The sequence below is a fragment of the Acinetobacter sp. 24-47-62 genome, assembly GCF_056779765.1.
In genome coordinates, this window is record NZ_JBWYIN010000014.1 from 54,666 (window position 1) to 79,874 (window position 25,209).

The 25,209-nt window shown below is 40.2% G+C and carries 23 protein-coding genes; 10 read left to right on the plus strand and 13 right to left on the minus strand.

What is annotated here, in order from left to right:
* Positions 1–111: 111 nt before the first annotated feature.
* Positions 112–870: a type 1 glutamine amidotransferase gene (locus tag AC1M87_RS11930; RefSeq protein WP_481593797.1), complete on the minus strand. Its 759-nt coding sequence runs from the start codon at positions 868–870 to the stop codon at positions 112–114.
* A 152-nt stretch (positions 871–1,022) separates the two neighbouring features.
* Between AC1M87_RS11930 and AC1M87_RS11935 the strand changes: the two genes are divergently transcribed.
* The 6 genes from AC1M87_RS11935 (at position 1,023) to AC1M87_RS11960 (ending at position 7,271) form a co-directional block, all read left to right on the plus strand.
* Positions 1,023–2,225 carry a PLP-dependent transferase gene (locus tag AC1M87_RS11935; RefSeq protein ID WP_481593798.1) on the plus strand — a complete coding sequence of 401 codons (1,203 nt, stop codon included), beginning with the start codon at positions 1,023–1,025 and terminating at the stop codon, positions 2,223–2,225.
* Between the two features lie 12 nt (positions 2,226–2,237).
* Complete coding sequence (locus tag AC1M87_RS11940; protein WP_481593799.1) at positions 2,238–3,788, plus strand: helicase HerA-like domain-containing protein; 1,551 nt, start codon at positions 2,238–2,240, stop codon at positions 3,786–3,788.
* Positions 3,789–3,937: 149 nt separating this feature from the next.
* Positions 3,938–4,699 carry a globin domain-containing protein gene (locus tag AC1M87_RS11945; RefSeq protein WP_481593800.1) on the plus strand — a complete coding sequence of 254 codons (762 nt, stop codon included), beginning with the start codon at positions 3,938–3,940 and terminating at the stop codon, positions 4,697–4,699.
* A 106-nt stretch (positions 4,700–4,805) separates the two neighbouring features.
* Positions 4,806–5,252, plus strand: a complete 447-nt coding sequence (locus AC1M87_RS11950) for an RrF2 family transcriptional regulator (protein ID WP_481593801.1) — start codon at positions 4,806–4,808, stop codon at positions 5,250–5,252.
* Positions 5,253–5,338: 86 nt separating this feature from the next.
* Positions 5,339–6,193 carry a ribosome biogenesis GTP-binding protein YihA/YsxC gene (gene yihA / locus AC1M87_RS11955; RefSeq protein ID WP_092768094.1) on the plus strand — a complete coding sequence of 285 codons (855 nt, stop codon included), beginning with the start codon at positions 5,339–5,341 and terminating at the stop codon, positions 6,191–6,193.
* Between the two features lie 133 nt (positions 6,194–6,326).
* Positions 6,327–7,271, plus strand: a complete 945-nt coding sequence (locus AC1M87_RS11960) for a metal-dependent hydrolase (RefSeq protein WP_481592044.1) — start codon at positions 6,327–6,329, stop codon at positions 7,269–7,271.
* A 56-nt stretch (positions 7,272–7,327) separates the two neighbouring features.
* On the opposite strand, the gene AC1M87_RS11965 is transcribed toward AC1M87_RS11960, so the two are convergent.
* Together AC1M87_RS11965 and AC1M87_RS11970 are read right to left on the minus strand one after the other, a co-directional pair.
* Complete coding sequence (locus AC1M87_RS11965; RefSeq protein WP_035265062.1) at positions 7,328–8,581, minus strand: dicarboxylate/amino acid:cation symporter; 1,254 nt, start codon at positions 8,579–8,581, stop codon at positions 7,328–7,330.
* Positions 8,582–8,750: 169 nt separating this feature from the next.
* Complete coding sequence (locus AC1M87_RS11970; protein WP_481593802.1) at positions 8,751–9,623, minus strand: acyl-CoA thioesterase; 873 nt, start codon at positions 9,621–9,623, stop codon at positions 8,751–8,753.
* Positions 9,624–9,924: 301 nt separating this feature from the next.
* On the opposite strand from AC1M87_RS11970, the gene plsB reads away from it, so the two are divergent.
* Complete coding sequence (plsB, locus tag AC1M87_RS11975; protein WP_035265057.1) at positions 9,925–12,498, plus strand: glycerol-3-phosphate 1-O-acyltransferase PlsB; 2,574 nt, start codon at positions 9,925–9,927, stop codon at positions 12,496–12,498.
* A 36-nt stretch (positions 12,499–12,534) separates the two neighbouring features.
* On the opposite strand, the gene AC1M87_RS11980 is transcribed toward plsB, so the two are convergent.
* On the minus strand, positions 12,535–13,332 hold the full coding sequence (locus tag AC1M87_RS11980; RefSeq protein ID WP_481593803.1) for a Rossmann-fold NAD(P)-binding domain-containing protein: 798 nt from the start codon (positions 13,330–13,332) through the stop codon (positions 12,535–12,537).
* Positions 13,333–13,385: 53 nt separating this feature from the next.
* Here AC1M87_RS11980 and recG point away from each other — a divergent pair, with 53 nt between their 5' ends.
* Positions 13,386–15,431 carry an ATP-dependent DNA helicase RecG gene (gene recG, locus AC1M87_RS11985; protein WP_481593804.1) on the plus strand — a complete coding sequence of 682 codons (2,046 nt, stop codon included), beginning with the start codon at positions 13,386–13,388 and terminating at the stop codon, positions 15,429–15,431.
* A 67-nt stretch (positions 15,432–15,498) separates the two neighbouring features.
* Positions 15,499–16,131: a ComF family protein gene (locus tag AC1M87_RS11990; RefSeq protein ID WP_481593805.1), complete on the plus strand. Its 633-nt coding sequence runs from the start codon at positions 15,499–15,501 to the stop codon at positions 16,129–16,131.
* 17 nt (positions 16,132–16,148) lie between these two features.
* Here the strand turns inward: AC1M87_RS11990 and AC1M87_RS11995 are convergent, their stop codons facing one another.
* Positions 16,149–16,550: an NUDIX hydrolase gene (locus tag AC1M87_RS11995; protein WP_092768106.1), complete on the minus strand. Its 402-nt coding sequence runs from the start codon at positions 16,548–16,550 to the stop codon at positions 16,149–16,151.
* The gene (locus AC1M87_RS12000) at positions 16,547–17,146 is read right to left on the minus strand and encodes an LOG family protein (RefSeq protein ID WP_092768108.1); all 600 of its coding nucleotides are present in this window, start codon (positions 17,144–17,146) and stop codon (positions 16,547–16,549) included. Before AC1M87_RS12000 ends, AC1M87_RS11995 begins: the two co-directional genes overlap by 4 nt.
* A 155-nt stretch (positions 17,147–17,301) precedes the next feature.
* Between AC1M87_RS12000 and AC1M87_RS12005 the strand changes: the two genes are divergently transcribed.
* Positions 17,302–18,315, plus strand: a complete 1,014-nt coding sequence (locus tag AC1M87_RS12005; RefSeq protein WP_481593806.1) for a CorA family divalent cation transporter — start codon at positions 17,302–17,304, stop codon at positions 18,313–18,315.
* Positions 18,316–18,425: 110 nt separating this feature from the next.
* Here the strand turns inward: AC1M87_RS12005 and AC1M87_RS12010 are convergent, their stop codons facing one another.
* The 7 genes from AC1M87_RS12010 to AC1M87_RS12040 all read right to left on the minus strand — a co-directional run bounded on the left by AC1M87_RS12010 (position 18,426) and on the right by AC1M87_RS12040 (position 25,099).
* Positions 18,426–18,686, minus strand: coding sequence for an STAS domain-containing protein (locus AC1M87_RS12010; protein ID WP_218945337.1), 261 nt, complete (start codon positions 18,684–18,686; stop codon positions 18,426–18,428).
* 39 nt (positions 18,687–18,725) lie between these two features.
* Positions 18,726–19,358 carry an MlaC/ttg2D family ABC transporter substrate-binding protein gene (locus AC1M87_RS12015; RefSeq protein ID WP_035265038.1) on the minus strand — a complete coding sequence of 211 codons (633 nt, stop codon included), beginning with the start codon at positions 19,356–19,358 and terminating at the stop codon, positions 18,726–18,728.
* Between the two features lie 19 nt (positions 19,359–19,377).
* Positions 19,378–20,058 (minus strand): outer membrane lipid asymmetry maintenance protein MlaD, encoded by a 681-nt coding sequence (gene mlaD / locus AC1M87_RS12020; RefSeq protein WP_035265035.1) that lies wholly within the window; start codon positions 20,056–20,058, stop codon positions 19,378–19,380.
* A complete protein-coding gene (gene mlaE, locus AC1M87_RS12025; protein WP_035265034.1) occupies positions 20,058–20,837 on the minus strand; it encodes a lipid asymmetry maintenance ABC transporter permease subunit MlaE in 780 nt (259 codons plus the stop codon). Before mlaE ends, mlaD begins: the two co-directional genes overlap by 1 nt.
* Positions 20,834–21,652 carry an ABC transporter ATP-binding protein gene (locus AC1M87_RS12030; protein WP_481586775.1) on the minus strand — a complete coding sequence of 273 codons (819 nt, stop codon included), beginning with the start codon at positions 21,650–21,652 and terminating at the stop codon, positions 20,834–20,836. The genes mlaE and AC1M87_RS12030 overlap by 4 nt, the downstream gene beginning before the upstream one ends.
* A 422-nt stretch (positions 21,653–22,074) precedes the next feature.
* On the minus strand, positions 22,075–23,859 hold the full coding sequence (locus AC1M87_RS12035; protein ID WP_481589462.1) for a DEAD/DEAH box helicase: 1,785 nt from the start codon (positions 23,857–23,859) through the stop codon (positions 22,075–22,077).
* Between the two features lie 409 nt (positions 23,860–24,268).
* Positions 24,269–25,099, minus strand: a complete 831-nt coding sequence (locus tag AC1M87_RS12040; RefSeq protein ID WP_035265030.1) for an inositol monophosphatase family protein — start codon at positions 25,097–25,099, stop codon at positions 24,269–24,271.
* Between the last annotated feature and the right edge of the window lie 110 nt (positions 25,100–25,209).

Genomic DNA, 25,209 nt, shown 5'->3' on the forward strand with positions numbered 1-25,209 from the left:
CGATCTAAACAACAATCAACGTTGTTTAGCCCTTAATATCAAAGGGTCGCCCATTATAACGATTGTTTAACTGTTAAGCAAACCTATTTATCATTTTTTCTCAATTTACGGTTAAGCGTTGGCGGCTTTCTTTTGTACACCCTGCCCGAACCCCAATACATAATTAATTGCATCGATCAGCAATTCATTCCCTTTTTGGAACTTAGTTTTTTTTGTTTGTTTTAAGGTATCTAAAGATTGTACATAAGCGCCAGAAAATACCTTCTCATGCTCTTCATTCTCAATATACATTTGTAAAACTTTCGGCGTTATTTCTGGATGAAACTGAAAACCCAGCACATTCTTTCCAATTTGGTACATTTGGTTTGCACACACATTATTTTCAGCCAGTCTGACGCCTCCTTTAGGAATCTCAAAAGTCTCACTGTGCCATTGCATTATTTCCAATTCTTTAGGTATTTCAAAGTAATCTGATAAACCATGTTGAGTTCTGAAGACTTTAGTCCAACCTAACTCTTGTTGCTCATTTAAACGTACACTTGCTCCCAAAGCATTGGCTATAAGCTGACCTCCGAGACACAAACCAATTGCAGGCTTGCCTAGTGATAAATATCGACGGATCCATCTTTTTTCTATTTTTAGCCATGGATAATTAGCCTCATCATTTACACTCATTGCTCCACCCATGATGATGAGTAAATCAATATCTTCAATTGCTGGTAACGCCTCGATTTCTAATGCCATCTCAACAGGTAAGGCAAAAAATTCCGTAGCACTAATTTGTGCTCCAATTGATTTTAAATATTCATAACAACTTCCGAACCCTTCACCAGCAATATGCTGAAAGTAATGCACTTTTAATGGCTTCATTTTCCAACCCGAACTTTTCTTATATTGCACTAGCAGTTGCAAAAATGAAGCCAACCTATAGGTTGTTAAATAATTTTAAACAAAGCACAGCTATGCAGTTTTTTAGTAGTATGTTTTGTTAGTTATAAAATGACGGTTTATACAGGTAAATTGTGAAAATAAATACGCAAACTCAACTCATACATAGCCCTAGAAAAGCACCTCAACTTTTAAATAGTATTCAACCCCCTATTTATCGCGCATCAACGATCATTTTTGAAAATACCGATGCTCTTTTCAATCGCCATTGGACCGATCCTTATGACTATAGTTACGGAACGCATGGCACCCCTACCACGTTTACGCTAGGCGACAATATTGCACAATTAGAAGGCGGAGAATACTGTCTACTTGCACCAAGCGGACTCTCTGCAATCAACTTGGTGAATTCTTGTTTTTTAGCACATGGTGATGAAGTTTGGGTCGCGGACAATATTTACGGTCCAAATATGGAGCATTTGCGAAACCTAGAATCACGTTATGGTATTGTCGTTAAGGTCTATAATCCGATTGATATTGAGAGCTTTAAACCCAGTGATAAAGCTAAGTTAATTTGGTTAGAAGCTGCAGGATCTGTAACACTTGAATTTCCAGATTTAACGAATCTGGTGAAAAAAGCTCAAGCTCATAAGATGCTTACCGCACTTGATAATACTTGGGGAGCGGGTCTAGCTTTTAATGCTTTTGATTTTGGTACAGAACACTTAGCAGTCGATATTACCATCCATGCACTCACCAAATATCCAAGCGGTGGTGGTGACATTCTCATGGGAAGTGTCGTAACAAAAAACAAGGATTTATACCACAAGCTATTTCGCATGCATGCAATTCAAGGAATTTCTATATCAGGCGATGACACCGCACAGATTCAGCGCAGCCTATCTTCAATGGAACTCCGTTATACGCACCAATCTAAATCAGCGCTAACTTTATTAAACTGGCTTCTACAGCAAAATGAGTTTGCACAAGTATTGCACCCTGCCAATCCAAAATCTGCAGGTCATACTTTTTGGAAAGAAGTTTGCCTAACAGAATTGAGCGCAGGTTTGATCAGTGTAATTTTTGATAAAAAATATAATCTTCAAGATATACGCAATTTTTGTGATGCGCTTAACCTGTTTAAATTAGGTTTTAGCTGGGGTGGCCCAGTGAGTTTAGTAATGCTCTATCAAATTGATCAAATGCGTGAGCTTGCACATACACATTTACAAGAAGGAATATTGGTTCGTTTTTGTATAGGACTGGAACATCCGCAAGATTTGATAGAAGATATTCAACAAGCACTCAAAATAATGCAACAACAAAAGATCGAATAAAAAGGAATAATTATGGGCACACCAATTGTCATCGCAAAAAAAACCTCAGATACATCCCAAGAGATTGTTTTACATTCGCAACTGGCAAACCGACATGGCTTGATTGCCGGCGCAACAGGAACAGGAAAAACAGTCACTTTAAAGGTCTTGGCAGAGAGCTTTTCTCGTATTGGTGTGCCGGTATTTTTAGCCGATGCAAAAGGTGATGTCTCTAGCCTTGCCAAAGCAGGTGAAAATAATTCAAAATTTGATGAACGCATCAAGAGCCTCAATATTGAATCAATCCCATTTAGCGCATCACCTGTGGTTTTTTGGGATTTATTTGGCGAACAAGGTCATCCGATTCGGACTACAGTATCAGAAATTGGTCCATTGCTTTTAGCCCGAATGCTGAATTTGAATGACACCCAAGAAGGTGTGCTTTCTGCGATTTTCCGCATCGCGGATGATCAAGGTTTATTACTGATCGACTTTAAAGACCTCAAGGCGATGATCACTTATGTGACTGAGCATGCAGCTGACTTTAAAGCAGAATACGGCAATCTTTCTCCTGCCAGCTTGGGTGCAATCCAACGTAATTTGCTAGCACTGGCCGATCAAGGCGGTGATCAATTTTTTGGTGAGCCTGCATTAGACCTCATGGATTTTATCCAAACCGATACACAAGGACACGGCAATATTAATTTGCTCGCTGCCGACAAATTAATGAACACACCAAAGCTTTATGCGACTTTCTTACTGTGGATGCTTTCCGAACTGTTTGAACAATTACCTGAAGTCGGTGATATGGATAAACCGAAATTGGTATTTTTCTTCGATGAAGCTCATTTACTGTTTGACAATGCCAGCCCTGCTTTGCAAGAAAAGATCGAACAAGTGGTACGCTTAATCCGCTCTAAGGGAGTAGGTATTTATTTTGTCACCCAAAATCCTCTGGATTTACCTGAAAGTGTTTTAGGACAACTGGGCAACCGTGTTCAACATGCACTTCGTGCCTTCACACCAAAAGATCAAAAAGCAGTAAAAACTGCAGCTGATACTTTTAGACCCAATCCTGCATTCAAAGTACAGGACGCCATTACGGAGTTGGCAGTTGGTGAAGCGCTAATTAGCTGTCTAGATGAGAAAGGCACGCCACAAATGGTTGAACGCGGTTGGGTTATGCCCCCATATTCATCTTTTACACCTATCACGCTTGAAGAGCGTAAGACGCTCATGACAAACAGTGTGGTTGCGGGTGTTTATGAGCAAGTACTTGATAGAGAAAGTGCTTTTGAAATACTGCAAAACAAAGTAGTTCAGCGTCAACAACAAGCCAAACAAGAAGCGTTAGCAAAACAACAAGCTAAGGAACAAGAGGCCTACGCGAAGCAAATTGCTAAAGAACAAGAACGCCTTGCCCGTGAACAACAAAAAGAAGCAGAACGTGCAGCCAAACAACGCGAAAAACTCACCCAAGATATTGTCGGCACGTTTGCTAAAAGTGCTGCACGAAGCCTCGGCGGAAGCACTGGGCAAAAAATCGTACGCGGTCTACTGGGCTCATTATTTGGAAAAAAATAGCCCTCCCTTTACCCATCATTTTTAACTTCATTATGGGATATTTCAATATCCCATAATTATTTTAAGGTTTTCTATGCAAGTCATATTGCAGCTCGATCATAAAAGATGTATTTTAAATATATCTTTTAATAAAACCAAAGTTAAAGCTCATGACGCCACAACATATTGAACTTGTAAAAGCGACTGTTCCCGTCCTGCGTGAGAATGGTGTTGCCCTTACAACCTATTTCTATAATCGCATGCTAAACAACAACCCCGAGTTAAAAAATACATTTAACATGGATCATCAAAGTACTGGTCGTCAGCCACGTGCTTTAGCCGCTGCCGTTTTGGCATATGCTGAAAATATTGAAAATCCTACAGTTTTGGCAAAAGCCATTGAGCGAATTACCACTAAACACGTAAGTTTAGACATTCAAGCGGATCAATACTCGATTGTGGGTGAAAACCTTCTGCATTCAATAAGCGAAGTATTAGATGTGCCAATGGACTCTGATCTGATTGCTGCTTGGAAAGCCGCGTATATGCAATTGGCAGACATTTTAATTGGTGTCGAAAAATCAAAATATGAAGCTTTGACTGCACAAAATGGCGGTTGGGCTGGCTGGCGTGAATTTAAAATTACAGCGATTGAAGCTGAAGCTAACACCAAAACCTTAACTTTAGCTGCCAAGGACGGTCACACCATTGCGACGGCTGAAGCAGGTGAATATATTTCAGTACGAGTCCAAGTACCGGGGCAAGAGATGCGCCAACCACAACAATTTAGCTTTGATGCTGCACAAGCTGACCAGTATCAAATCACAGTAAAAGCGGTAGATGAAGCAACTGAATATTCTGTGGCAAATATCTTATTAAACCACTATCAAGTAGGTGATGTGGTTGAGGTATCTGCACCACTAAAAAATTAATTCATCTAAATCTTTAACCGAAATAAGATTTTAAGAGATCATTAAAAGCTCCGTTCGCGGGGCTTTCAATGTTAAGATAGAAATAAGCTATCTTTTATGATGATCTATGCAACTGAATAAATTTACCGACTATGCGCTGCGTATATTGATGTATGTCGCACACCCTCGCGACTTGCCTTATACCATTGCAGAGCTGGCAAACCAATTGCAGGTCTCAGAAAACCACGCCATGAAAATCGTTCACTTTATGGCAAAACAAAATTGGCTAATGACCACTCGAGGCAAAGGTGGCGGTATACGTCTAGCCCCTCAAACTCTGAATATCTCATTAGGGACTTTAGTGAGAACACTTCAAGGCGATCAGCAAATTGTAGAGTGTCATAACCCACCATGCGTATTAAGAAGTGACTGTGGCTTAAAAGGCATTTTAGATCATGCAGTCAAACAGTTTTATCAGCATTTAGATCAATTTAAACTGAAGGATGTTATACCCACCTTAGGTATAAAATTCAATTCAGATTCACCCATTCCGTTCATTCAAGTTACACCATAGATTTACTCAATTCGATTGAGTATTCGCTTGCATGCGCGACTTCCTTTATAATAGCTGATTGTAAATTGAGTTATTGAAGTTGAGCTATGCATCACAGCAGAGGAAAGTCGAAAAACAGTAAGGCGTCAAATGCCCCAAAGCAAAAGATCAGCTATGAGAAAAAAGCCGATCCAGCGATTACTGAATATTCGGTTCAAGCGCTCAACTGGTTGCGCAAAGCCGAATTCTTAATGAGTGCACCAAAACTGAATTTATGTGTCGATGACACAGGTTATGAGATTGCTTTTGCAGGTCGTTCGAATGCTGGTAAATCGAGTGCGATTAATGCATTAACTAATCAAAAACAACTTGCACGTGCGTCTAAAAAACCTGGTCGCACACAAATGATTAACTTTTTTAGCATGGGCAATGCCGAACAAAGATTAGTTGACCTTCCTGGATATGGCTATGCTGCTGTACCTGAAAGCATGAAAATCGTTTGGCAAAAAGAGCTTGAAAACTACCTCATTCATCGTGAAAGTTTACAAGGGCTTGTATTGTTAATGGACATACGACACCCTTTACAACATTTCGATGTCATGATGTTAGAATGGGCTTATTCACGTAAATTATTTGTCCATGTTTTATTAACAAAATCAGATAAGTTAAATCGTGGTCCAGCTTCCAAAGCATTGCAAGAAGTCAAAGCTCAATTAAAGAAAATGAAGCTTAACTTCTCTATCCAATTGTTCTCATCCCTCAATAAGCAAGGTCTTGAAGAACTCGCAAGCGTTATTGCTGGTCGTTTAAATTTTACGCTTGAGCAGCCTAACGGATTTGATCTAAGTGCAATTCCTGAAGTAAGTGAATCAGACATCGATGAAGATTTTGAACATGTTATTCAAGAAGATGATGAATCACCAAGCGAAACAACCGAACTAAAATCCAACAAAGCCGAATAGTATCTACCCTACCGAATGGTTAAATCATTACATTCACTAATTGATATATCAATGTCCTCAAATGCTAAGGTTATTTGAGGGCATTTTTTTATACTGAAAAATGATAATCACAACAAAAATTCAGGAAAGTGTGATGAAATTATTGTCTCGATTAAGAAATAGTAAGATTGGATCTTCTATTGAGTATCACATCAAACCTCGTAAAGTTAAATTTGAGTGGGCGGATACACCAGTAGATTGGGTTCCAAATCAGCCTTTCGTTAGTTATTTTATCAATGAAATCAATAACATCTTACCAGCAGGCGAATTTTGGTTTTGTCGTCTGTACAACAAAGTTTTGCCCAAAATTACTGATGAAAAACTTGCAGAAGATGTGAAAGCTTTTATTCGCCAAGAAGCGATGCACGCTCAAGCACATAATTCAGCAAATAAAGAATATCTCAGCGCACGTCATATCGATATTCAACGTAACCTCGATATCATGGACTTTCTTTTTGGAAAACTTTTAGCGGATAAACCTTTAGGTCTAAACATCCCAAAAGCCTTAGATCATCAGTGGGATTTATTCAGATTAGGTATTATTGCTACTGTTGAACATATGACTTGTGTCCTCGGCAAATATGCCTTGTACAACAAAAAATGGGGTGAATTGGGCGCTGATGCCAATATGCTCGATCTCGTAAAATGGCATGGTGCTGAGGAAATTGAACACCGTACCGTTGCATTTGACTTATATCGTCATCTCGGCGGTGGTTATATTTCTCGTTATTATCAAAGTGTAGTTGTGATTGCTGCTGTATTAGGTTTATGGGTTGATGGTGCTGCTCATATTATGGGTCAAGACCCTCGCTTTAAATCAATTAAACCAGCTGTTTACAAACCTTGGATTTGGCGTGAATGGGCACGAATTGCCCAAAAAGACAATGGTTTACTCCCACACCCATTCTGGCTTGTTTCTCAACAACTCGGCTATTTAATGCCTTGGTACGACCCTGTTCATGAAGCAAAAACTGAAGATGCGATCAACTATCTAAATCAATCACCAGCAGCGGAACGCGCAGCACTGAAAGTTGCATAATGTATTCAATAAAAAAGCAGGGTGATCCCTGCTTTTTTTATATCTGATCTAATCTTTTAAGCTGTATTTTTTTCAATAGGTTCATGATCAGGATTCGTGTAACGATCTACAACAACACTAATCATCATATCCCCCTGCACATTCACCACTGTTCTAACGGTATCTAACAAACGGTCAATCGGCAATAATATCGCGATTGCTTCTGCCGGGAGTCCAACTGATTGTAAAACCATAATCATGGTAACCATACCTGCGCTAGGTATACCTGGTGCCCCTAAAGATGCAATCATTGCTGTCGCACACACAATCAATTGTTGTCCTAACGTTAAGTCAAGCCCCATTAAATTCGCAATAAACAGCGCCGCCGCAGCCTCATACAATGCCGTCCCATCCATATTCAACTGTGTCCCGAGAGGGATCACAAATCCTGCAGTCTGGGGTCTTACTCCTAAATTTTCCTGAGCACACTTCATTGATAGCGGCATGGTTACGGAACTTGAGCTAGTAGCAAACGCCGTAATCAAGGCTGCTCGTGTTCCCTTAAAAAATGTAATTGGATTCATTCTCCCGAAAATCCAGAGCAACAAAGGCAAAACAACTAGGCCATGAAAGATGGTCGTTCCCGTGACTACTGCTGCAAATTCTGCTAATCGACTCAGAACAGATAGGTCCTCCGTCGCGATTAACTTTGCCAGTAACGCAAAAATCCCTATTGGTGCGAGCTTCATCACCCAACCAATCATCAACATCATGATTTCAAAAAATTGCTGACTCAACGCTTTCACTGTTTTAAATTTTTCACCACCTTTAACGAGAGCCACCCCAATTAAAAGTGCAAAAACGACAACGGCTAACACATTACCTTCAGCAAATGCTTTAAACGGGTTTATTAGTGTATTTTGGATAAAGTTGGTAAAAAAACTCGAGGGCGTCAAAGTATCAGGCGTCTGATGCTGATTCATGGTCTCTTGAAAAATAGTGATGTCTACACCTTTCCCGACCTCAAAAAGATGCGCACACGCAAGCCCCAAAATCAGCGCCAACGTTGTGGTTGTGACACAACAAGCAAGGGTAATTTTCCAAGTTCTACCAAGTTGGCCACCAGTCTGCAGATTGGAAACTCCGACAACAATAGAACTAAAAATTAGAGGAATCAGTAATAGTTTAAGTAGACCAATAAAAATACTACTGGCAATCCCTAAGCCATATAAACTTCCGTTAAAAAATACTGTATCAGGGAATACATTTAACAAGATGCCAAAAGCCACACCTAAAATTGCAGCAATTAAAATTTGCGTATTTAGACTCATGTCCTGTGCTTTTCATTTTGATTTATTAGTCGCACTATGCCATGAGCGACTTCAAGAATCGATCATTTTTTCTTGTTAGCTTTGCAACCGAAACGAATAATTTATAAATACAAATATGAAGTAAAAAAGCCAAATCTGAAGATTTGGCTTGAAGCATAGATCAATTATCTTATTGCGTTTCGATTTCACGAATTCTAATTAGACCTTCTTGTACTGTACTACAGACCAATTGTCCATTTTGCCACATTCGTCCAAAGTTCAATCCTCTAGAACTTGCACTAATCGTTGCCTCCATATCATAGAGCATCCAATCATCTACACGAAATGGTTTATGAAAGTACATGGTATGGTCAATGCTGGCACACTGTAAACTCGGTGAAATATAACTGAGTCCATGTGGTCGTAGCGCGGTTGTCATCAAAGTAAAGTCTGAATAAAAAGCAGCGATCGCCTGATGTAATGCATTTTCATCTACATCATCAGCCAAACGATCGTGTGTACGAATATAGTGCGCGTAAGACGGCGCTTCAGGTTGTGGTTGGAATGGATTGACTGGCATTACAGGCTTAATTTCAACATGACGATCACGCATAAAGCTGGCACGCACATTCTCTGGTACGAAATCGACAATCATTTTCTTGAGTTCAGCTTCAGATTTTAACCCATCTACTAGCGGGTATTCGGGTTCAGCAACTTGATAATTGAGACCCTCTTCTTGGTCTGCAAAAGATACCATACACATGAATATCGTCTTGCCATGTTGAATCGCACGAACTTGGCGACTCACAAAACTACGCCCATCTCGGATTCGATCTACCTCATAAATAATGGGTGCATTAACATCTCCACCAAATAAGAAATATGCATGCAATGAGTGTGCAGGGCGATCAGTTGTATATGAAGCAGCACGTAACGCTTGACCTAGAACTTGCCCACCAAAGACACGTTTGCCAACCAAATTTTGGCTTTTGCCTCTAAAAATGTTTTCTTCAAGTCTTTCTAGCGTGAGTAAATCTACGAGTTCTTGCGTGAGCTGATTCATATCGGACCTATATATTTCATTGCTACGACATTAAATTGGGCCTGTTGAATTTAAACAGATTTTCCAATTTAATGACTCAATCTCTATATTGCCATAATTTCCGAGTAAACAACTAAACTTTGCTTGACTATATTGTCATAAAACAAATTTGATATTTTGGCTAAAAATACGATTATTAACGAAAATTCATCCAAATTCTGTGCATTTTGTTAGAAAATGACATATTGTTTTGATCACAGATTTAAGAAAATAATTGCCTTCATTCGCGTCATGCGAAATTCGTCTTTGGCTAGGAGTATGTATGTCCAAGAATGGCTTTGGTCAAATGTATCGTCGACTTTCCAGTAAGTTGCTTGACCTCGTAGTAACACCGCATGTTCTTGGAGAGGTTCCTACTGAAACCCAACCTTCAACACCACCCACTGAAAATAACACGACTCACAAAAAAGTGGTGTGCTATGTATTACAAAATTACTCGCGTAGTAATGCGTTAGTGGTTGACGGCGAAACTCGTCGATTAAATCTCGCGCCAGCACTTGACCCACTCATGATCGGGGACCATAAAGAGAAAGCTGCTGTATTATTTTTACAACACCAAGATGAAACAAACTTACTTAATCCGCCACCCCATGCATTTCCACCTCGTCTCCTCAGATTGATCGAGATATTGGATAAGCATCCAGATACTGACATTGAACTTATACCTGTGACTGTATTGTGGGGCCGCTCACCGGACAAAGAAGATTCATTATTTAAATTGCTATTTACGGACACTTGGGCAACGCCAAGTACTGTTAAACAACTGATGAATATTGGTTTACATGGTCGCCAATCTTTTCTTGAATTTCATGAACCAAAATCACTGCGCGAATTGGTAGATTACGCACGTGTAACACATCCAAACTTGTCTCCTGCAACATATATCGTCAATCAACTCAATGATTATCTAGATCGTCAGCGTGAAGTTGTATTAGGTCCAGATTTGTCAGATCGTCGAAACGTGATGCAATCATTGATTAAATCTCAAGATGTTCAGGACGGAATTCGCAAAGAAAGTATTCGCTCTAAAATCAGTTTGATTGAAGCTGAGCGCCGTGCGATCGGCTACGTGAATGAAATTGCATCAGACTATTCTCATGCAACCGTACGTTTTGCAGAACAAGCCCTGACGCGTCTTTGGACTCAACTCTATGACGGCGTAGAAGTACATAATTTCAATACAGTTCGTGAATTAGCGAAAGACTACGAAATTATTTATACACCTTGTCATCGTAGCCATATTGACTACCTATTACTCTCTTATGTGATTTATAAGCGTGGGATGATGGTACCGTACATTGCTGCAGGTGATAACCTGAATATGCCATTCGTTGGTCAGCTTTTACGTGGTGGCGGTGCATTTTTTATACGTCGAACCTTCCGTGGAAATGCGTTATACACCACTGTATTCAAAGAATATCTATACAGTATCCTATCGCGCAACACGCCATTAGAATACTTTATTGAAGGTGGACGTTCACGTACTGGACGTTTATTACCGCCGAAAACAGGTATGTTGGCAATGACTGTGCATAGTCATTTGCGTGGTCGTGCTAAACCTATTGTATTTGTCCCGACCTATTTTGGTTATGAACGCCTGATGGAAGGTGCAACTTACGTCGGTGAAATGAATGGTAAGCCTAAAGAGGCCGAATCTATCTTTGGTATTTTACAAACCTTAAGAAAGATCGAACGCATCTTCGGTAAAGTACACGTAAACTTTGGTGAACCCGTCTTCCTTGATGAGATTTTGAAACAGCATGGTGCTGAACATATCAAAATTGAGAAGAATGATGACCCGATTCCTCAAGAAGTTTCTGATGCAGTCAACACCTCAGCAAATGCAATTCTTGAAAATATTAACCGTGCTGCTGTTATCAACCCAGTTTCGTTATTGTCACTTATTCTTCTATCGACTTCCAAGCACACGCTTGATGAAGAGATTTGTATTAAACAGTTAGATACCTATCGCAATCTTCTAACAGCTTTACCTTATGATCATCGAGTTCAAATCACACCACTGTCTGGTAAAGAAATCATTGCTTATGGTTTAAAACTCAAGTTGATTAAGCGTGTAAAACATGTCCTTGGCGACATCATTGCGATTGAAGATGGTCAAGCAGTATTACTGACATATTTCCGCAATAATATTTTGCATGCTTATGTCTTGCCATCACTGATTGCTGCGATGGTCGAGCACAATGGTAAAATTTCACAGGGCGATTTGATTAATGTCATTCGTACACTTTATCCATTCTTGAAAGCTGAACTTTTCCTTAAGTGGAATACGGATGAGCTTAAAGAACAGATCTGTAACTATGTTCAAGGTCTGGTAGAAGCACAGTTGATTACGATTGATGAACATGGAAATTTATGTAGCCCTGCACCTAACTCTGAACAACACAATCAGTTAGTCGTGCTTGCTGCTCCAGTGAAGCAAAGTATTGAACGCTACTACATGACACTTGCCCTAATTACTCAACGTGGCTCTGGAAATATTACGACCAAGCAGGTCGAAGATTTAAGCCATCTATTAGGTCAGCGTTTATCTGTACTTTATGAGTTCAACTCACCTGAATTCTTTGATAAAGCGCTCTTCCAAAGTTTTATCAAAGTTCTGACTCAACAAGGCTATATCAGTAATAACGAAGAAGGCGCAATAGTCTTTGATGCACAATTCAAAGAGGTCGCTCAATATGCCAACTTGGTACTAGATGATGTAACCTTACAAATGTTGCAACATATCACTTCATTTAACGATGAAGAGCTCAAAGAAGCTTTGGATGCAGTTGCTGATCAACAAGCCAAAAAACGCTTAAAACGCAAGAAAAAATAGTATCTAAAACCCTCCCCAGCGAGGGTTTTTTTATGTCTAAATGAGATCTCGATAATCCTTAAAAAATTGATCATATCTCAATTTAAAACCAGTGCTTAACATTCGAGAGGCATAAATTTTCTTTCCACGCTGTGCCTCACTCAATAATTTTAATGAAGGGATGTTTAACTGCTTTTGGAACCACAGAATAATTTCATGTAATGGAATAGGTTGATTATTACTACAAATATAAGTTTTTTCTGGATGTTCCACGTGAAGTAAATGGACAAGAAAACCCGCTAAATCTTCGATATGAATTCGATTCGACCAATGCACATTGGGATAGGTCATTGTATTTTGAGCAAGCTGCATCATTCTCTTCACGGATACGCCATAAATACCAGTGGGTCTCACAATGATACATTGCAGTGGGAAGGCTTCTTGCCAAAGTTTCTCCATTGTGGCTAACACTAATGCTTTCTCATCTTTCGGATTGATCTCTGTTTGGTCATCAATCTCCTCCCCTTGATCTTGTCCGTAAACGCGTGTTGATGAGACAACAATAATCTTTTGGATGGGATGCAATGCCAGCTGATTTCTCATATGTGGAATCGCATCTATGAAAGCAGCTTTATACCCGTCTAGTGATGGGTCTTTGGGTGCAATCAACACGTATACTGCATCAATAGGCGACAATGTCGATAAATCAAGTTGGTGTATATCTTGTTGAAGATGCATAGCACCTGTTTGATCTTTCCTGCTTAAACTGACTGTAGTAATTTGATGTCTTTGTTGAAATAATTGTTTAGCAACATGTTGGGATGTTTTACCATAACCGATAAATAGAATATGCATGTAAGACCTATTCTCTAGTGTTATAAATTCAATTTAAGCAAAGTTGAGGGGACATGACTGCAGTCCATCAGTTGCAAGGTGTAGGAAACGCCGCTGCCGCTTTACTCGAAAAATTAAATATCTGGAATACGGATGATCTTTTGTTTCATCTGCCTCGAGATTATGAAGATCGCAGTACTATTGTGCCCATGAATCAACTTCAAGTAGGTCGAAGCTATTTACTTGAAGGCACTGTCGCATCAATGGATATGCCGCCTGGTAAACGCAAATCCATGGCAATATTAATACAAGATGATTTTGGAAAAGTCACCTTACGTTTTTATCATATTTATAAAGCATTGATGGATCGCGCAAAGCCTGGAAATCGTTTAAGAGTGTTTGGTGAAGTACGAGTAGGCGCTCGTGGCCTAGAAATGTATCATCCAGAAATTCAATTGATTACGGATCATACACCACTTCCAAAAACGCAGCTAACCGCAATTTACCCATCAACGGAAGGACTCACTCAACCTAAACTGCGTGAATATATTAAACAAGCTTTAGCACAACATGCCCATGATTTACCAGAACTGATTCCTGCAAAATTTACCAATGGGTATGCTTTAAAAGAAGCACTAGAATATATTCATCACCCTCCCACCGATGCCAATATGTTGCAACTGGCTGAAGGACAGCATCCTGCGCAGCAACGTCTCATCTTTGAAGAATTAGTCAGTCATCAAATTAGTTTGTTGACTCGTCGTGCATACATTCAACAGATCTCCGCACCTGCATTTTCAGCCAGTCGAACATTTGCCAAACAACTTCTCTCCACACTTCCCTTTGAAATGACAAATGCTCAAAAACGTGTTTCAAATGAAATTGTGAAAGATCTTAAACAAAACAAACCGATGCTCAGACTGGTGCAAGGTGATGTAGGCGCAGGCAAAACCCTAGTAGCAGGCATTGCGGCATGTCATCCACTCGAAGAGGGATGGCAAGTTGCTCTTATGGCACCGACTGAAATCCTCGCAGAACAACATTATTTAAATTTTAAAAAATGGTTCGAACCACTCAGCATCCAAGTTTCTTGGTTATCAGGCAAACAAAAAGGGAAAGCACGCGCTGCTGCAGAACAGCAGATTAGAGAAGGCTCTGCCCAATTGGTCGTCGGCACTCATGCACTATTTCAGGATAACGTCCAGTTTCATAAATTGGGTCTTGTCATCATTGATGAACAGCATCGGTTTGGAGTTGACCAGCGTCTAGCATTACGAAATAAAGGGGCACAGGATACGACACCACATCAGTTAGTAATGACCGCCACCCCTATCCCACGTACGTTAGCAATGTCAGCGTACGGAGATTTAGATACTTCTGTGATTGATGAGTTACCCCCAGGGCGTACCCCAATCCAAACAGTCACTATTCCACTCGATCGTCGTGAAGAGGTCCTGCAGCGTATTGCGACAAACTGCGCTGAAGGTAAGCAGGCTTATTGGGTCTGTACATTAGTGGAACAATCAGAGACGTTAGATGCCCAAGCTGCTGAAGCGACTTATCAGGAGATTAAAGAACGCTTTCCGCACCTCAATATTGGTTTGGTTCATGGCAAAATGAAAGCTGATGAAAAACAAGCTGTCATGCAACAGTTCAAAGACAATCAATTACAACTGCTGATCGCAACAACTGTGATCGAAGTTGGAGTGGATGTACCAAATGCATCCATCATGGTCATTGAAAATGCGGAGCGACTGGGTCTATCTCAACTACATCAATTAAGGGGGCGTGTGGGTCGAGGTGCTAAAGCAAGTTTTTGCGCATTATTGTATAAAAGTCCTTTATCGCAGAATGGACAAGAGCGTTTACGCATTATGCGTGAAACTAATGATGGCTTTTTAATAGCAGAAAAAGATTTGGAAATCCGTGGCCCAGGCGAACTGTTAGGAACGAAACAAACTGGAGACATGGGCTTTCGCGTGGCTAAATTGGAACGTGATGACCATCTGTTAACTCAAGCACACTATGTCGCGACTCAAATTTTAAAAGATTACCCACATCAAGCGGATGCTCTTCTTAAACGATGGTTACCAGAAGCACCTAGATATGCGTATGTTTAATATGTTCCTTAATCAACGAACTCAGTTATAATCATAGGTACTCACAATAAAAATAACTTGAGCCATGATGCTGAGCCCTATTCATAACCTCTATCACACATTATTATCACGACGCGCTTGCCAATTATGCGGATTCTCTCCAACTCAAACCCACAGATTATGTGATGACTGTTGGACAATGCTCCCATGGAAAAGCCCTTCACTCATTCATCGACATGAAAGAAATATTTATGCTTGTTTCGACTATAGCTTTCCTATAGATCGCATTATTCACTTATTCAAATATGAACAACAACTTCATTATCAAACTTTTCTAGCACACACATTGCTAGAACTTAAACTGAAACGTTTTCAAGCGATTGTACCTATGCCTATTTCAAACGAGCGCTTGAAGGAGCGTGGTTATAATCAAATGATGGTCATCGGAAAAATTCTTTCCAAAAAACTGCAAGTACCCATTTGGCAGCCAATTGAACGTTCAGCACAACACTCACAGAAAGGCTTAACACGTGTAGAAAGAATCGAGGATATTCAATCTCAATTCAAACCTATACGTTCAGAAAAAGGAAAGTTTAGAAATATCCTGATTATTGACGATGTCGTGACCACAGGGAGTTCAGTCAATGCGTTGGCCAATGCACTAGAAAAGCTCGGCTGTCAGAACATTCAGATCGCATGCATTGCAGCCGCAGAATATTGACACAGTCACTTTAAGTTTTAATCGGCATTAAAATGCTGCCTACACCAAGGAATCACGATTTCTCGAGTTAACGGTGCTAAAGGCGTAGCATCATCATCTAAATCGATCCATTTCATTTCAGCAATTTCTGCATGAATGTGAGGCTCTTGTTTAAGCTGAACTCGATATAGATAACTAATCAACTGATGATCCGCTTCATTTGCAGCTTTGGTTTCAAAACGACCTATATATTGATCTATTACTGCCTCAGCGCCAATTTCTTCTTTAATTTCTCGCAGAATCGTGTCTTCAGAAGGCTCATTCTCCTCTAACTTCCCACCAACCTGCATGAAAAACTGGGTATTCTTTTTTCGAACCAACAACAACTGCTGATCCTCATTGGAAATAATCGCTGCTGCGACAGTAATGACTTTGCTCATGTATCTAGTTTCACCAAATCTTCTCGATCTTGGACACCCCATTTCGGTTGTGGTGCCTGATAAGACTCGAATTTTGACACAATATCCTCGATTGAAGTTGAATTGATTAATGCATTGGTAAAGCGAGCTCGAGTAAACTCTTGATCTGTCGTATGTTGAATGAATTGTAATAGACCATCATAAAACCCGTTAATGTTTAAAAATGCGCAGGGTTTAAGATGAATACCGAGTTGCGCCCATGTCCATTGTTCAAAAATTTCTTCAATTGTTCCTGCACCACCCGGTAAGGCAATAAAACCATCCGACAAATCTGCCATCAGCGTTTTACGCTCATGCATACTGGTAACAACGTGAAGTTCAGTCAAATTTGGATGTGCTAATTCACGATCCACCAATCCTTGTGGAATCACGCCAATGACCTTTCCACCAGCCTCTAATGCACTATCCGCAACAATCCCCATTAATCCTGAACGACCGCCACCATACACCAAGGTCTTGCCTTGTTGCGCTAAATATTTCCCTGTTTTCTTTGCTGCATCAGCATAAACAGGATCGGAACCTAATGTTGAACCACAAAATATTGCAATAGAATTCATTTAAAATTAGCCTTAAGTTTTTATAACAACAATTAAAATGATATGTTCTGTGTTTTTTAACCTAATTAATGATGGAATCAGTTTTTTTTCATGGCATCCTTGTCTAAAATACACCCATCGTTCACACACAAACTGCGCAAGGGAGAAAAGATAAAATGCTTGAAGCCTTTTATGCCACAGAGCGCGGTAGTCTAGAAGATGCAACGATCAATGGTGGGTTTGATTTACACCCTGAATTGGTTTGGATCGATTTAATTGCACCCTCTCAAGATGAGCAAGAATGGGTTTTAGATGCCTATAAACAAAATCTTCCAACACTAAAATCATTAGAAGATATTTCTTCATCTGCACGATTCTACCGTGATGATGATGGCATTTTACATATCAGTACGTATTTTTTAACGAAAAATAAAAACTACCAAGTCGATGGTGACCCTGAAGAGTCATCCAATATGCTAGGAACGGTTCAAACCGTTGCATTTATTTTACATAAAGATCGACTATTTACTTTACGTGGTGAAAAGCTCGTTGCTTTCCGTGCCTTTCGAGCACGTGCTCGCCGTAATGATTACGACATTGACTATAAAGATCCGACTTGGATACTTTTGGGTTTACTCGAAGCTAAACTCGATGAGCTTGCGGATATCTTAGAAGATATCCACAAGGATCTAGAACTCTACTCTACAGAAGTATTGAATGTTCGCCACCGTGAACAAATTCTTGATCTCGATGATATGATTACCCGTCTTGCTCAAAAAGAAGATATGTTGGGTAAAGCGCAACTCTGTTTAATTGACTTACGCCGCGTTCTGACCTTCTTAGCAAGACCCCGTGCCTTAGGCAGTCATATTTATGATGCTGATATTCGAGAACTCAGTGAGGATGTTCGCTCATTAATAGAACATGATGCATTCTTGTTCCAGAAGGTTCGATTCCTATTGGATACCACTTCGGGTTTCATTAATACTGAACAGAATGATACGATTCGTCGATTCTCGATTTTACCTAGCATGCTTGCTCCCCCGATGTTGGTGGCCAGTATTTATGGTATGAACACTGATGTACTGCCCTTTGCTCAAGGAACGACGAGCTTTGTTGTTGTCAGTTTGATTATCCTAGTGTTCTTATTTGGACCACTGATTTATTTTAGATGGAAAAAATGGATTTGAGTACGCTTTGATGTCGCGTTTTTTTAACAACGTATGAAGTACCTTCTGTTGAGTAAATTACTATTTTAAAGCGATAAAAAAGCACCCTAAGGTGCTTTTTTATTTTTCAATCAAATCAATTTTAAATCATTTTCTAAATGGCAAGATTGAATGATTTTCATCATTTTTTCTGGCACAGATTTAAACTGTAAACTCGATGTTCCAGGTGCTTGACGCAATAAACGCACTAAAACAGCTAGCGCCAGAGTACTACCATGTTCAAGACCTGATAAATTTACAGTAAGTGGAAACTGCTTTGCTTGTTGAATCAACATTAAACCTTGTTGATAATACTGTTCAGCATTGTCGAAGCTAATTTTTCCAGAAACCATAATTTCTTGATCTTTGAGTGAAATCACAATTGTTCTCTGTTATTTTTTCTCAACTGCAGCTTCAGCATCAGGCTTGAAGTTTGCAATTGCTTTATTGATATCGCCACCATTACGCTTCACAGTAGCAGCAAACTGATTACGGAATTGCAAACCTAAGTCAATTCCAGAAACGTTGATATTGCGAATCTTCCACTGATCACCTTTATCAGCCAATTGGAACGATACAGGGATCTTCTCACCCTTGTTAATAAAATCAATCGTTACAACAGGGTTTTTAGTGTTAGATGCTTTATACGGACGAATTGTATATGTCTGATTAGAAAACTTAGAGAAAGCACTACCATAGTTTTCAATCAATGTTTCACGGAAGTTCTTCTCAAACTGTGCGCGTTGAGCAGCATTACTATATTGATTCGTTGCATAAGTTCCCATCACGATACGAGTAAATGATTGCGAATCAATATATGGATCTAAATTTTGACGAACAATTGCGCGTACCGCAGCAGGGTTATTTTGTAACTTAGCTTGGTCTGCTTTTAAACGTGAAATTAAGCCATCAGCTACTTTTTTGATAAATGCAGGAGGAGTCTCCGTAGGTGCAGCAAATGCTGTACTCGCAATCATCGTCGATAAAACGCTAACAGTCAGTGTTTGCTTTACGAACGTATTCATTTATTTTTCCTCTATTTAATCATTCAACAAAAGAAGCAGTTTCATCTGTGAATTCCACAGTTTCTGCATCTGATGAACCATTTGAATCTTTTTTCGCAGCTGAATCACCAGCACCACCTGTCACAAATTTAGACACTAAGTCTTCAATTTCCATTGTGCTTTGTGTGTTGCCAATTTGATCACCACGTTTTAAATAATTTAAACCACCACCTGGAACAATTTTGAGATACTTCTCGCCCAGTAAGCCATTTGTCGCTACCATAATGTAAGCATCTTCATCAATATTGGTGATGGAGTTCATGTTAGCGATCAGTTGCTTTTCCATTTCTTTTTGTTGCGATGGCGTAGCAGCTTCATAGTCACTGCTATAACGCAACTCTTCTAAAGCACCTTCTTGCACAGTTTTAAGTTGTTCATCATTGAAAGATGTCAGCTCACCATCTAAATTAATTTTCACTGTTGCAAGACGTGTTAACGGATCTAATCTGATCGACTCAACTTCACCAACTTTTACACCGCTCAGTGCAACTTTAGCACGTGGTTTAATACCATTCACATTATCAAAAGTTGCGGTCATGCTATAACTGTCTTTTAAATTTGTCCCAGCTAAGCCACTTACTTTCATTGCCAAGAAAAATAATGCACAACCAAATAGAATCACGAATATTCCAACTGCGAGCTCACTCGTACGTGATTTCATTACACACCTCCAAACATGACCGCAGTCAAAACAAAATCAAATCCTAAAACACATAGTGATGAATACACTACCGTTCTTGTTGTTGCTGTCGCAATGCCTTCTGATGTAGGCTCGCATGAATATCCCTGATATACGGCAATCCACGTACAGATTAAAGCAAATACAAAGCTTTTGATGATCGTGCCATTAAAGACATCTTTATAAAATTGAACGGCACTTTCCATACCACTCCAATACGAACCTTCATCAGCACCTAAAAAATCCACACCGACCATTTTTCCGCCCATGATCCCCACAGCAGCAAAAATTACGGCAAGCATAGGCAAACTAAATATACCCGCCCATAAACGTGGTGAAATAATGCGTTTAAGTGGATCAACACCGATCATTTCCATACTAGACAATTGCTCAGTCGCTTTCATCAAACCAATTTCGGCGGTTAAAGCAGATCCTGCACGCCCCGCAAAAAGAAGTGCAGCAACCACTGGCGCAAGTTCACGCAACAAGGTCAACGAAACTGCTGCACCAAGCATCGCTTCACTGCCGAAAGTGACCAAAATGCTATACATCTGTAAACCCAAGACTGCACCTATAAACAGTCCTGACACCACAATGATAAGCAATGATAATACGCCAACACGGTACATTTGATAGATAAAGAGTTTGACTCCAATCCATGTCGGCATCGAAAATAAAATTTGAACTAGCATAATGGCTGCTACGCCAATACCTTGAACACGCTCTATAACGCGTCTACCTAGTGAGGCTATCGCATTCATGTACGCACCTCATCACTTAAATACGCTTGATGACTAAATTGATAATCCACAGGACCTTCGACCGAACCTGTTAAGAATTGACGAACGAAAGGCGAACTATGACTCTTTAACTGATCAGGTGTACCCTCGCCTTGTACTTTACCTTCCGCAACCACATAAATGTAATCTGCAATCGATAATGTTTCAGCAACATCGTGAGACACAATAATGGTCGTTAGGTCTAACGCTTCTCGTAAAGAACGAATCAATCGGGTTAAAACCCCCATTACGATGGGATCCTGACCAGCAAATGGTTCATCGTACATAATCAAATCTGGATCTAGTGCAATTGCACGAGCTAACGCCACACGGCGATTCATCCCCCCTGAAAGCTCAGAAGGCATCATTTGCTCAGCGCCACGTAATCCCACAGATTCGAGTTTTAAAGCGACCAGTTCTGCAATCAAATGTTCAGGCAATTGAGTATGGGCGCGGATAGGGAAAGCTACATTTTCATAGACAGTCATATCAGTGAAAAGGGCACCACTTTGAAAGAGCATCCCCATACGAGCACGTGCTTTAAACAATTCCTGACGACTCATTTGGCTAATATTTTTGCCATCCAACAAGACCTCGCCTGCATCAGGTACAAGTTGCCCCCCAATGAGTCTAAGAAGCGTGGTTTTCCCCGTCCCTGAAGGACCCATAATGGCAGTAATTTGACCCTTACGAATCTTTAAATTGACTTGGTCGTAAATAACACGATCACCACGATTAAAGCTTAAATTTTTTACTTCGATCAACGCTTGCTCATCGATTTGTATTTGATTATTCATAGCTGAGCGTGTTCCTACAATTTTTCAGCTTGCATACTATACTCTGAAATAACTGAATTTAAATGTTATTTATAAAATACAAGGTTAAGCGGACATTGTAGCATTATTGATCATTTTTATTAATTTTGCTTATAGAAAGATGTGTTTTATTTATGAAACAATGATTTGAAATTATTCTTTTTTAAAAATTTATAATGTGATACTAAAAAAATAATAGGCAAGATTAAGTAATACCAATAAAAAGAACACGTACATCATGATTGCACCAACATTCATTTGCTTCGTCTCAATCATTATAATCTTATTATTCATATTTTACATTTACCATAAATAATGTGAACTTATTCACTTTTATTCTAACAGATTTTTTTATATGAGCAATAAAAAACCAGCCCGAAGGCTGGTTTATTTAGCTATACCGATTAGTCGTTAAATTTACGACGTGGGCGATCGCTATTGAATTCACGCTTTGGACGGTCATCACCAAATGTACGTTTTGGACGATCAAAACCACCTTCACGACGTGCTGGACGGTCACCGAAATCACGTTTTGGACGGTCACCAAAACTGTTTTCACGAGGTTTATAATCTACACGGTTACCACGATTGTCATCGTTAGAACGAGGGCGATCACCGAAATCACGCTTTGGACGATCATCAAATGAACGTTGCGGACGATCACCGAAATCGCGACGTGGACGATCTTCGCCATTAAACTCACGACGTGGACGGTCATTGTTAAACTCGCGACGTGGACGATCTTCACCGTTGAATTCACGACGTGGACGATCGTTGTTGAACTCGCGACGTGGACGATCTTCGCCATTAAACTCACGACGTGGACGGTCGTTGTTAAACTCGCGACGTGGACGATCTTCACCAAACGAACGGCGTTCGCCATCACGGTTACCTTCGCGACGTTTGAAGTTTGATTCACCTTCAAAACGACGACCACCACCGAAACCACCACGGCCACGGCCTTCACCACCACGGCCACGACCGCGACCAGCGCCATCACGACTACCGCGTGCTGGAGGTGGAGATGGCTCAAGACCTTCAATTTCAGAAACTTCTAGACGTGCATCTAAGTAGTCTTCTAAAGCACGAATTTTACCACGTTCACGGTAAGTCGCTAATGTGATTGCTTTACCAGTACGACCTGCACGACCTGTACGACCAATACGGTGTACATAATCTTCGTTCTTCATTGGAAGACCAAAGTTAATCACGTGTGAAATTGTTGGTACATCTAGACCACGTGCTGCAACGTCAGTTGCAACTAAAATTTTTGCGCGACCTTCACGAATGCTGCGCAAACGACGGTTACGTACAGTCTGTGGCATTGCACCATGAAGTGCTACAACTGAAAGACCAGCTTCAGACAGTTCTTCTGCAAGCATATCTGTATCTTCTTGCGTAGAAGCAAATACAACGGCTTGATCAAGATCTTCTTCATTTAACCAATGTGTTAAAAGCTTTTTCTTGTGCTCAAAACCATCAGTCCAATGTAGAGTCTGAGTGATGTCAGTATTCGTCGTGTGACCAGTTTCAATCGCAATACGTTCTGGCTCATTCATCATACGTTCTGCCAACGTAATAATACGTGGTGCGAAAGTCGCAGAGAACATTAATGTTTGATCACGGTTACCCGCTAAATCACTGATCGCCTCTAAATCTTCAGAGAAACCAAGATCAAGCATACGGTCTGCTTCATCTACGATTAATGATTTAACTTTGTCCAATTTGATTTGACGACGGTTTACAAGATCAAGTAAACGACCTGGAGTCGCTACAACAACTTGTGCACCTTTTAATTGTTGGATTTGTTTACCAAAAGGCATACCACCCATAATCGCAGCAATACGAACACCTTTCATGTGACGTACAAATGCAATCGCATCTTGGCTGACCTGTTGAGCCAATTCACGTGTTGGGCAAAGTACTAAAATTGTAGGTGCAGTTACAGCACGCATACGCTCTTTGAAAGAAAGCAACGTATCTTCACTACCCGCTAAAGCGTGAAGTGTAGGTAATAAGAATGCAGCAGTTTTACCAGAACCTGTTTGGCTTGATACTAAAAGATCTTTACCATCTAAAGCAGCAGGAATTGATTGTTCCTGAACAGGAGTAGGCGATGTAAAACCTAATGCTTGTAATGCTTGTTGAAGTGATTCGTGTAGTGGAAAATCAGCAAAAGTTTTGCTCATAGAGTTTTTCACCCGAAAATTGGGTGCTCCATTAAATAAAGTCTGATGGACATCGGCAAAAAGCGGTACAGCAATAATCGCTGAAAATATAGAATCAGCGGCGATCCGAGAACGACGATGCGTATAACGCACACATGATTACAGCCTGAACCTGAAGGAATCGCTTTTAGCGATTGGGTGGGGCGCGAAATAATGTCCTCTCTTTGGACCGGACGCGCATACACAATATAGAAGAGAAATGTTCAGGTAATGAACGAAATTTAGTGCGTGCGCGGAGTATAACAGATTTTTTTATAATGTCATTAAGTTTAATTGCTTTTTTGGTGCATTCAAGTACAAATATTCAAATTTATCATGTTTTGGACATAAAAAAGCTCCCAGTTAGGGAGCTTTCATAAATTTGATCTGCTTATTTAGCAGCAGCACCCCAGGCTGGGACAACTGCTTGCATCAATGGTTTCAATAATTTCATAGAACAAGCCAAGACTTGACCATTTTCCATTGAATTTGAACCACCGCGCGCATCAACTACTGTACCACCAGCTTCTTTAACAATTAGCTCACCCGCTGCGATATCCCATGGTTTCAAACCAAGTTCGAAATAACCATCGTAACGACCAGCAGCAACATAAGCTAAGTCGAGTGCTGCTGAACCTAAACGGCGGAATTGAGCACCTTGCTCAGATACTGCCAACAAAGAATCGAAGTGATTTTTTGCATAAGAAACTACTTCGCCATCGCGTTTAGCACGATATGCATGACCAACAGCCAAGAATGTACGATCTAAACTATCTTTTACATTCACACGAATACGACGTTGGTTCATCATTGCACCGCGACCGCGACTCGCAGAGAACAATTCATCTTTGATTGGGTCATACACAACACCGTGTTGAGTCACGCCTTTGTGTTGAACTGCAATAGAAATACAGAAGTGTGGGACACCATTAATGAAGTTTAAAGTACCATCTAAAGGATCGATCACCCAACACCAATCAGCATCGTGACCTTTACCTTCTTGCATACCAAACTCTTCACCAAGGAAGCTGTGATTTTTATAGCTTTTGCGCAAGATATCGATCGTCAACTCTTCAACATAGCGATCAACGCGAGTTACAGGACCTTCGATACCCTTTTCTTCAACTTGCAGATCAAGTTTATGACGATTCTGATGCGCTTTTAAAAGCTCTTGACCAACTGTTTGAGCCGCACGCGCAGCCATCACCACCATAGGTTCCATTGAACACCCACTACAAATTTGAAGATACTGATAAAGAATAATGCATAAAAGCGCCGACATTTTATCAAATATCGGCGCTTTTAGGTAAAAAATGTTTCTAAAATTTTATG

Excerpts from the sequence above, each read along its gene's own strand:
- AC1M87_RS12040 (WP_035265030.1), bottom strand. The coding sequence starts at position 25,099 with ATGGAACCTATGGTGGTGATGGCTGCGCGTGCGGCTCAAACAGTTGGT.
- AC1M87_RS11970 (WP_481593802.1), bottom strand. The coding sequence starts at position 9,623 with ATGAATCAGCTCACGCAAGAACTCGTAGATTTACTCACGCTAGAAAGA.
- mlaD (WP_035265035.1), bottom strand. The coding sequence starts at position 20,058 with ATGAAATCACGTACGAGTGAGCTCGCAGTTGGAATATTCGTGATTCTA.
- AC1M87_RS11940 (WP_481593799.1), top strand. The coding sequence starts at position 2,238 with ATGGGCACACCAATTGTCATCGCAAAAAAAACCTCAGATACATCCCAA.
- recG (WP_481593804.1), top strand. The coding sequence starts at position 13,386 with ATGACTGCAGTCCATCAGTTGCAAGGTGTAGGAAACGCCGCTGCCGCT.
- AC1M87_RS11950 (WP_481593801.1), top strand. The coding sequence starts at position 4,806 with ATGCAACTGAATAAATTTACCGACTATGCGCTGCGTATATTGATGTAT.
- AC1M87_RS12010 (WP_218945337.1), bottom strand. The coding sequence starts at position 18,686 with ATGGTTTCTGGAAAAATTAGCTTCGACAATGCTGAACAGTATTATCAA.
- AC1M87_RS12005 (WP_481593806.1), top strand. The coding sequence starts at position 17,302 with ATGCTTGAAGCCTTTTATGCCACAGAGCGCGGTAGTCTAGAAGATGCA.
- AC1M87_RS12015 (WP_035265038.1), bottom strand. The coding sequence starts at position 19,358 with ATGAATACGTTCGTAAAGCAAACACTGACTGTTAGCGTTTTATCGACG.
- AC1M87_RS11980 (WP_481593803.1), bottom strand. The coding sequence starts at position 13,332 with ATGCATATTCTATTTATCGGTTATGGTAAAACATCCCAACATGTTGCT.
- AC1M87_RS12030 (WP_481586775.1), bottom strand. The coding sequence starts at position 21,652 with ATGAATAATCAAATACAAATCGATGAGCAAGCGTTGATCGAAGTAAAA.
- AC1M87_RS11995 (WP_092768106.1), bottom strand. The coding sequence starts at position 16,550 with ATGAGCAAAGTCATTACTGTCGCAGCAGCGATTATTTCCAATGAGGAT.
- AC1M87_RS11945 (WP_481593800.1), top strand. The coding sequence starts at position 3,938 with ATGACGCCACAACATATTGAACTTGTAAAAGCGACTGTTCCCGTCCTG.
- AC1M87_RS11990 (WP_481593805.1), top strand. The coding sequence starts at position 15,499 with ATGCTGAGCCCTATTCATAACCTCTATCACACATTATTATCACGACGC.
- yihA (WP_092768094.1), top strand. The coding sequence starts at position 5,339 with ATGCATCACAGCAGAGGAAAGTCGAAAAACAGTAAGGCGTCAAATGCC.
- AC1M87_RS12000 (WP_092768108.1), bottom strand. The coding sequence starts at position 17,146 with ATGAATTCTATTGCAATATTTTGTGGTTCAACATTAGGTTCCGATCCT.
- AC1M87_RS12035 (WP_481589462.1), bottom strand. The coding sequence starts at position 23,859 with ATGAGCAAAACTTTTGCTGATTTTCCACTACACGAATCACTTCAACAA.
- plsB (WP_035265057.1), top strand. The coding sequence starts at position 9,925 with ATGTCCAAGAATGGCTTTGGTCAAATGTATCGTCGACTTTCCAGTAAG.
- mlaE (WP_035265034.1), bottom strand. The coding sequence starts at position 20,837 with ATGAATGCGATAGCCTCACTAGGTAGACGCGTTATAGAGCGTGTTCAA.
- AC1M87_RS11965 (WP_035265062.1), bottom strand. The coding sequence starts at position 8,581 with ATGAGTCTAAATACGCAAATTTTAATTGCTGCAATTTTAGGTGTGGCT.
- AC1M87_RS11960 (WP_481592044.1), top strand. The coding sequence starts at position 6,327 with ATGAAATTATTGTCTCGATTAAGAAATAGTAAGATTGGATCTTCTATT.
- AC1M87_RS11930 (WP_481593797.1), bottom strand. The coding sequence starts at position 870 with ATGAAGCCATTAAAAGTGCATTACTTTCAGCATATTGCTGGTGAAGGG.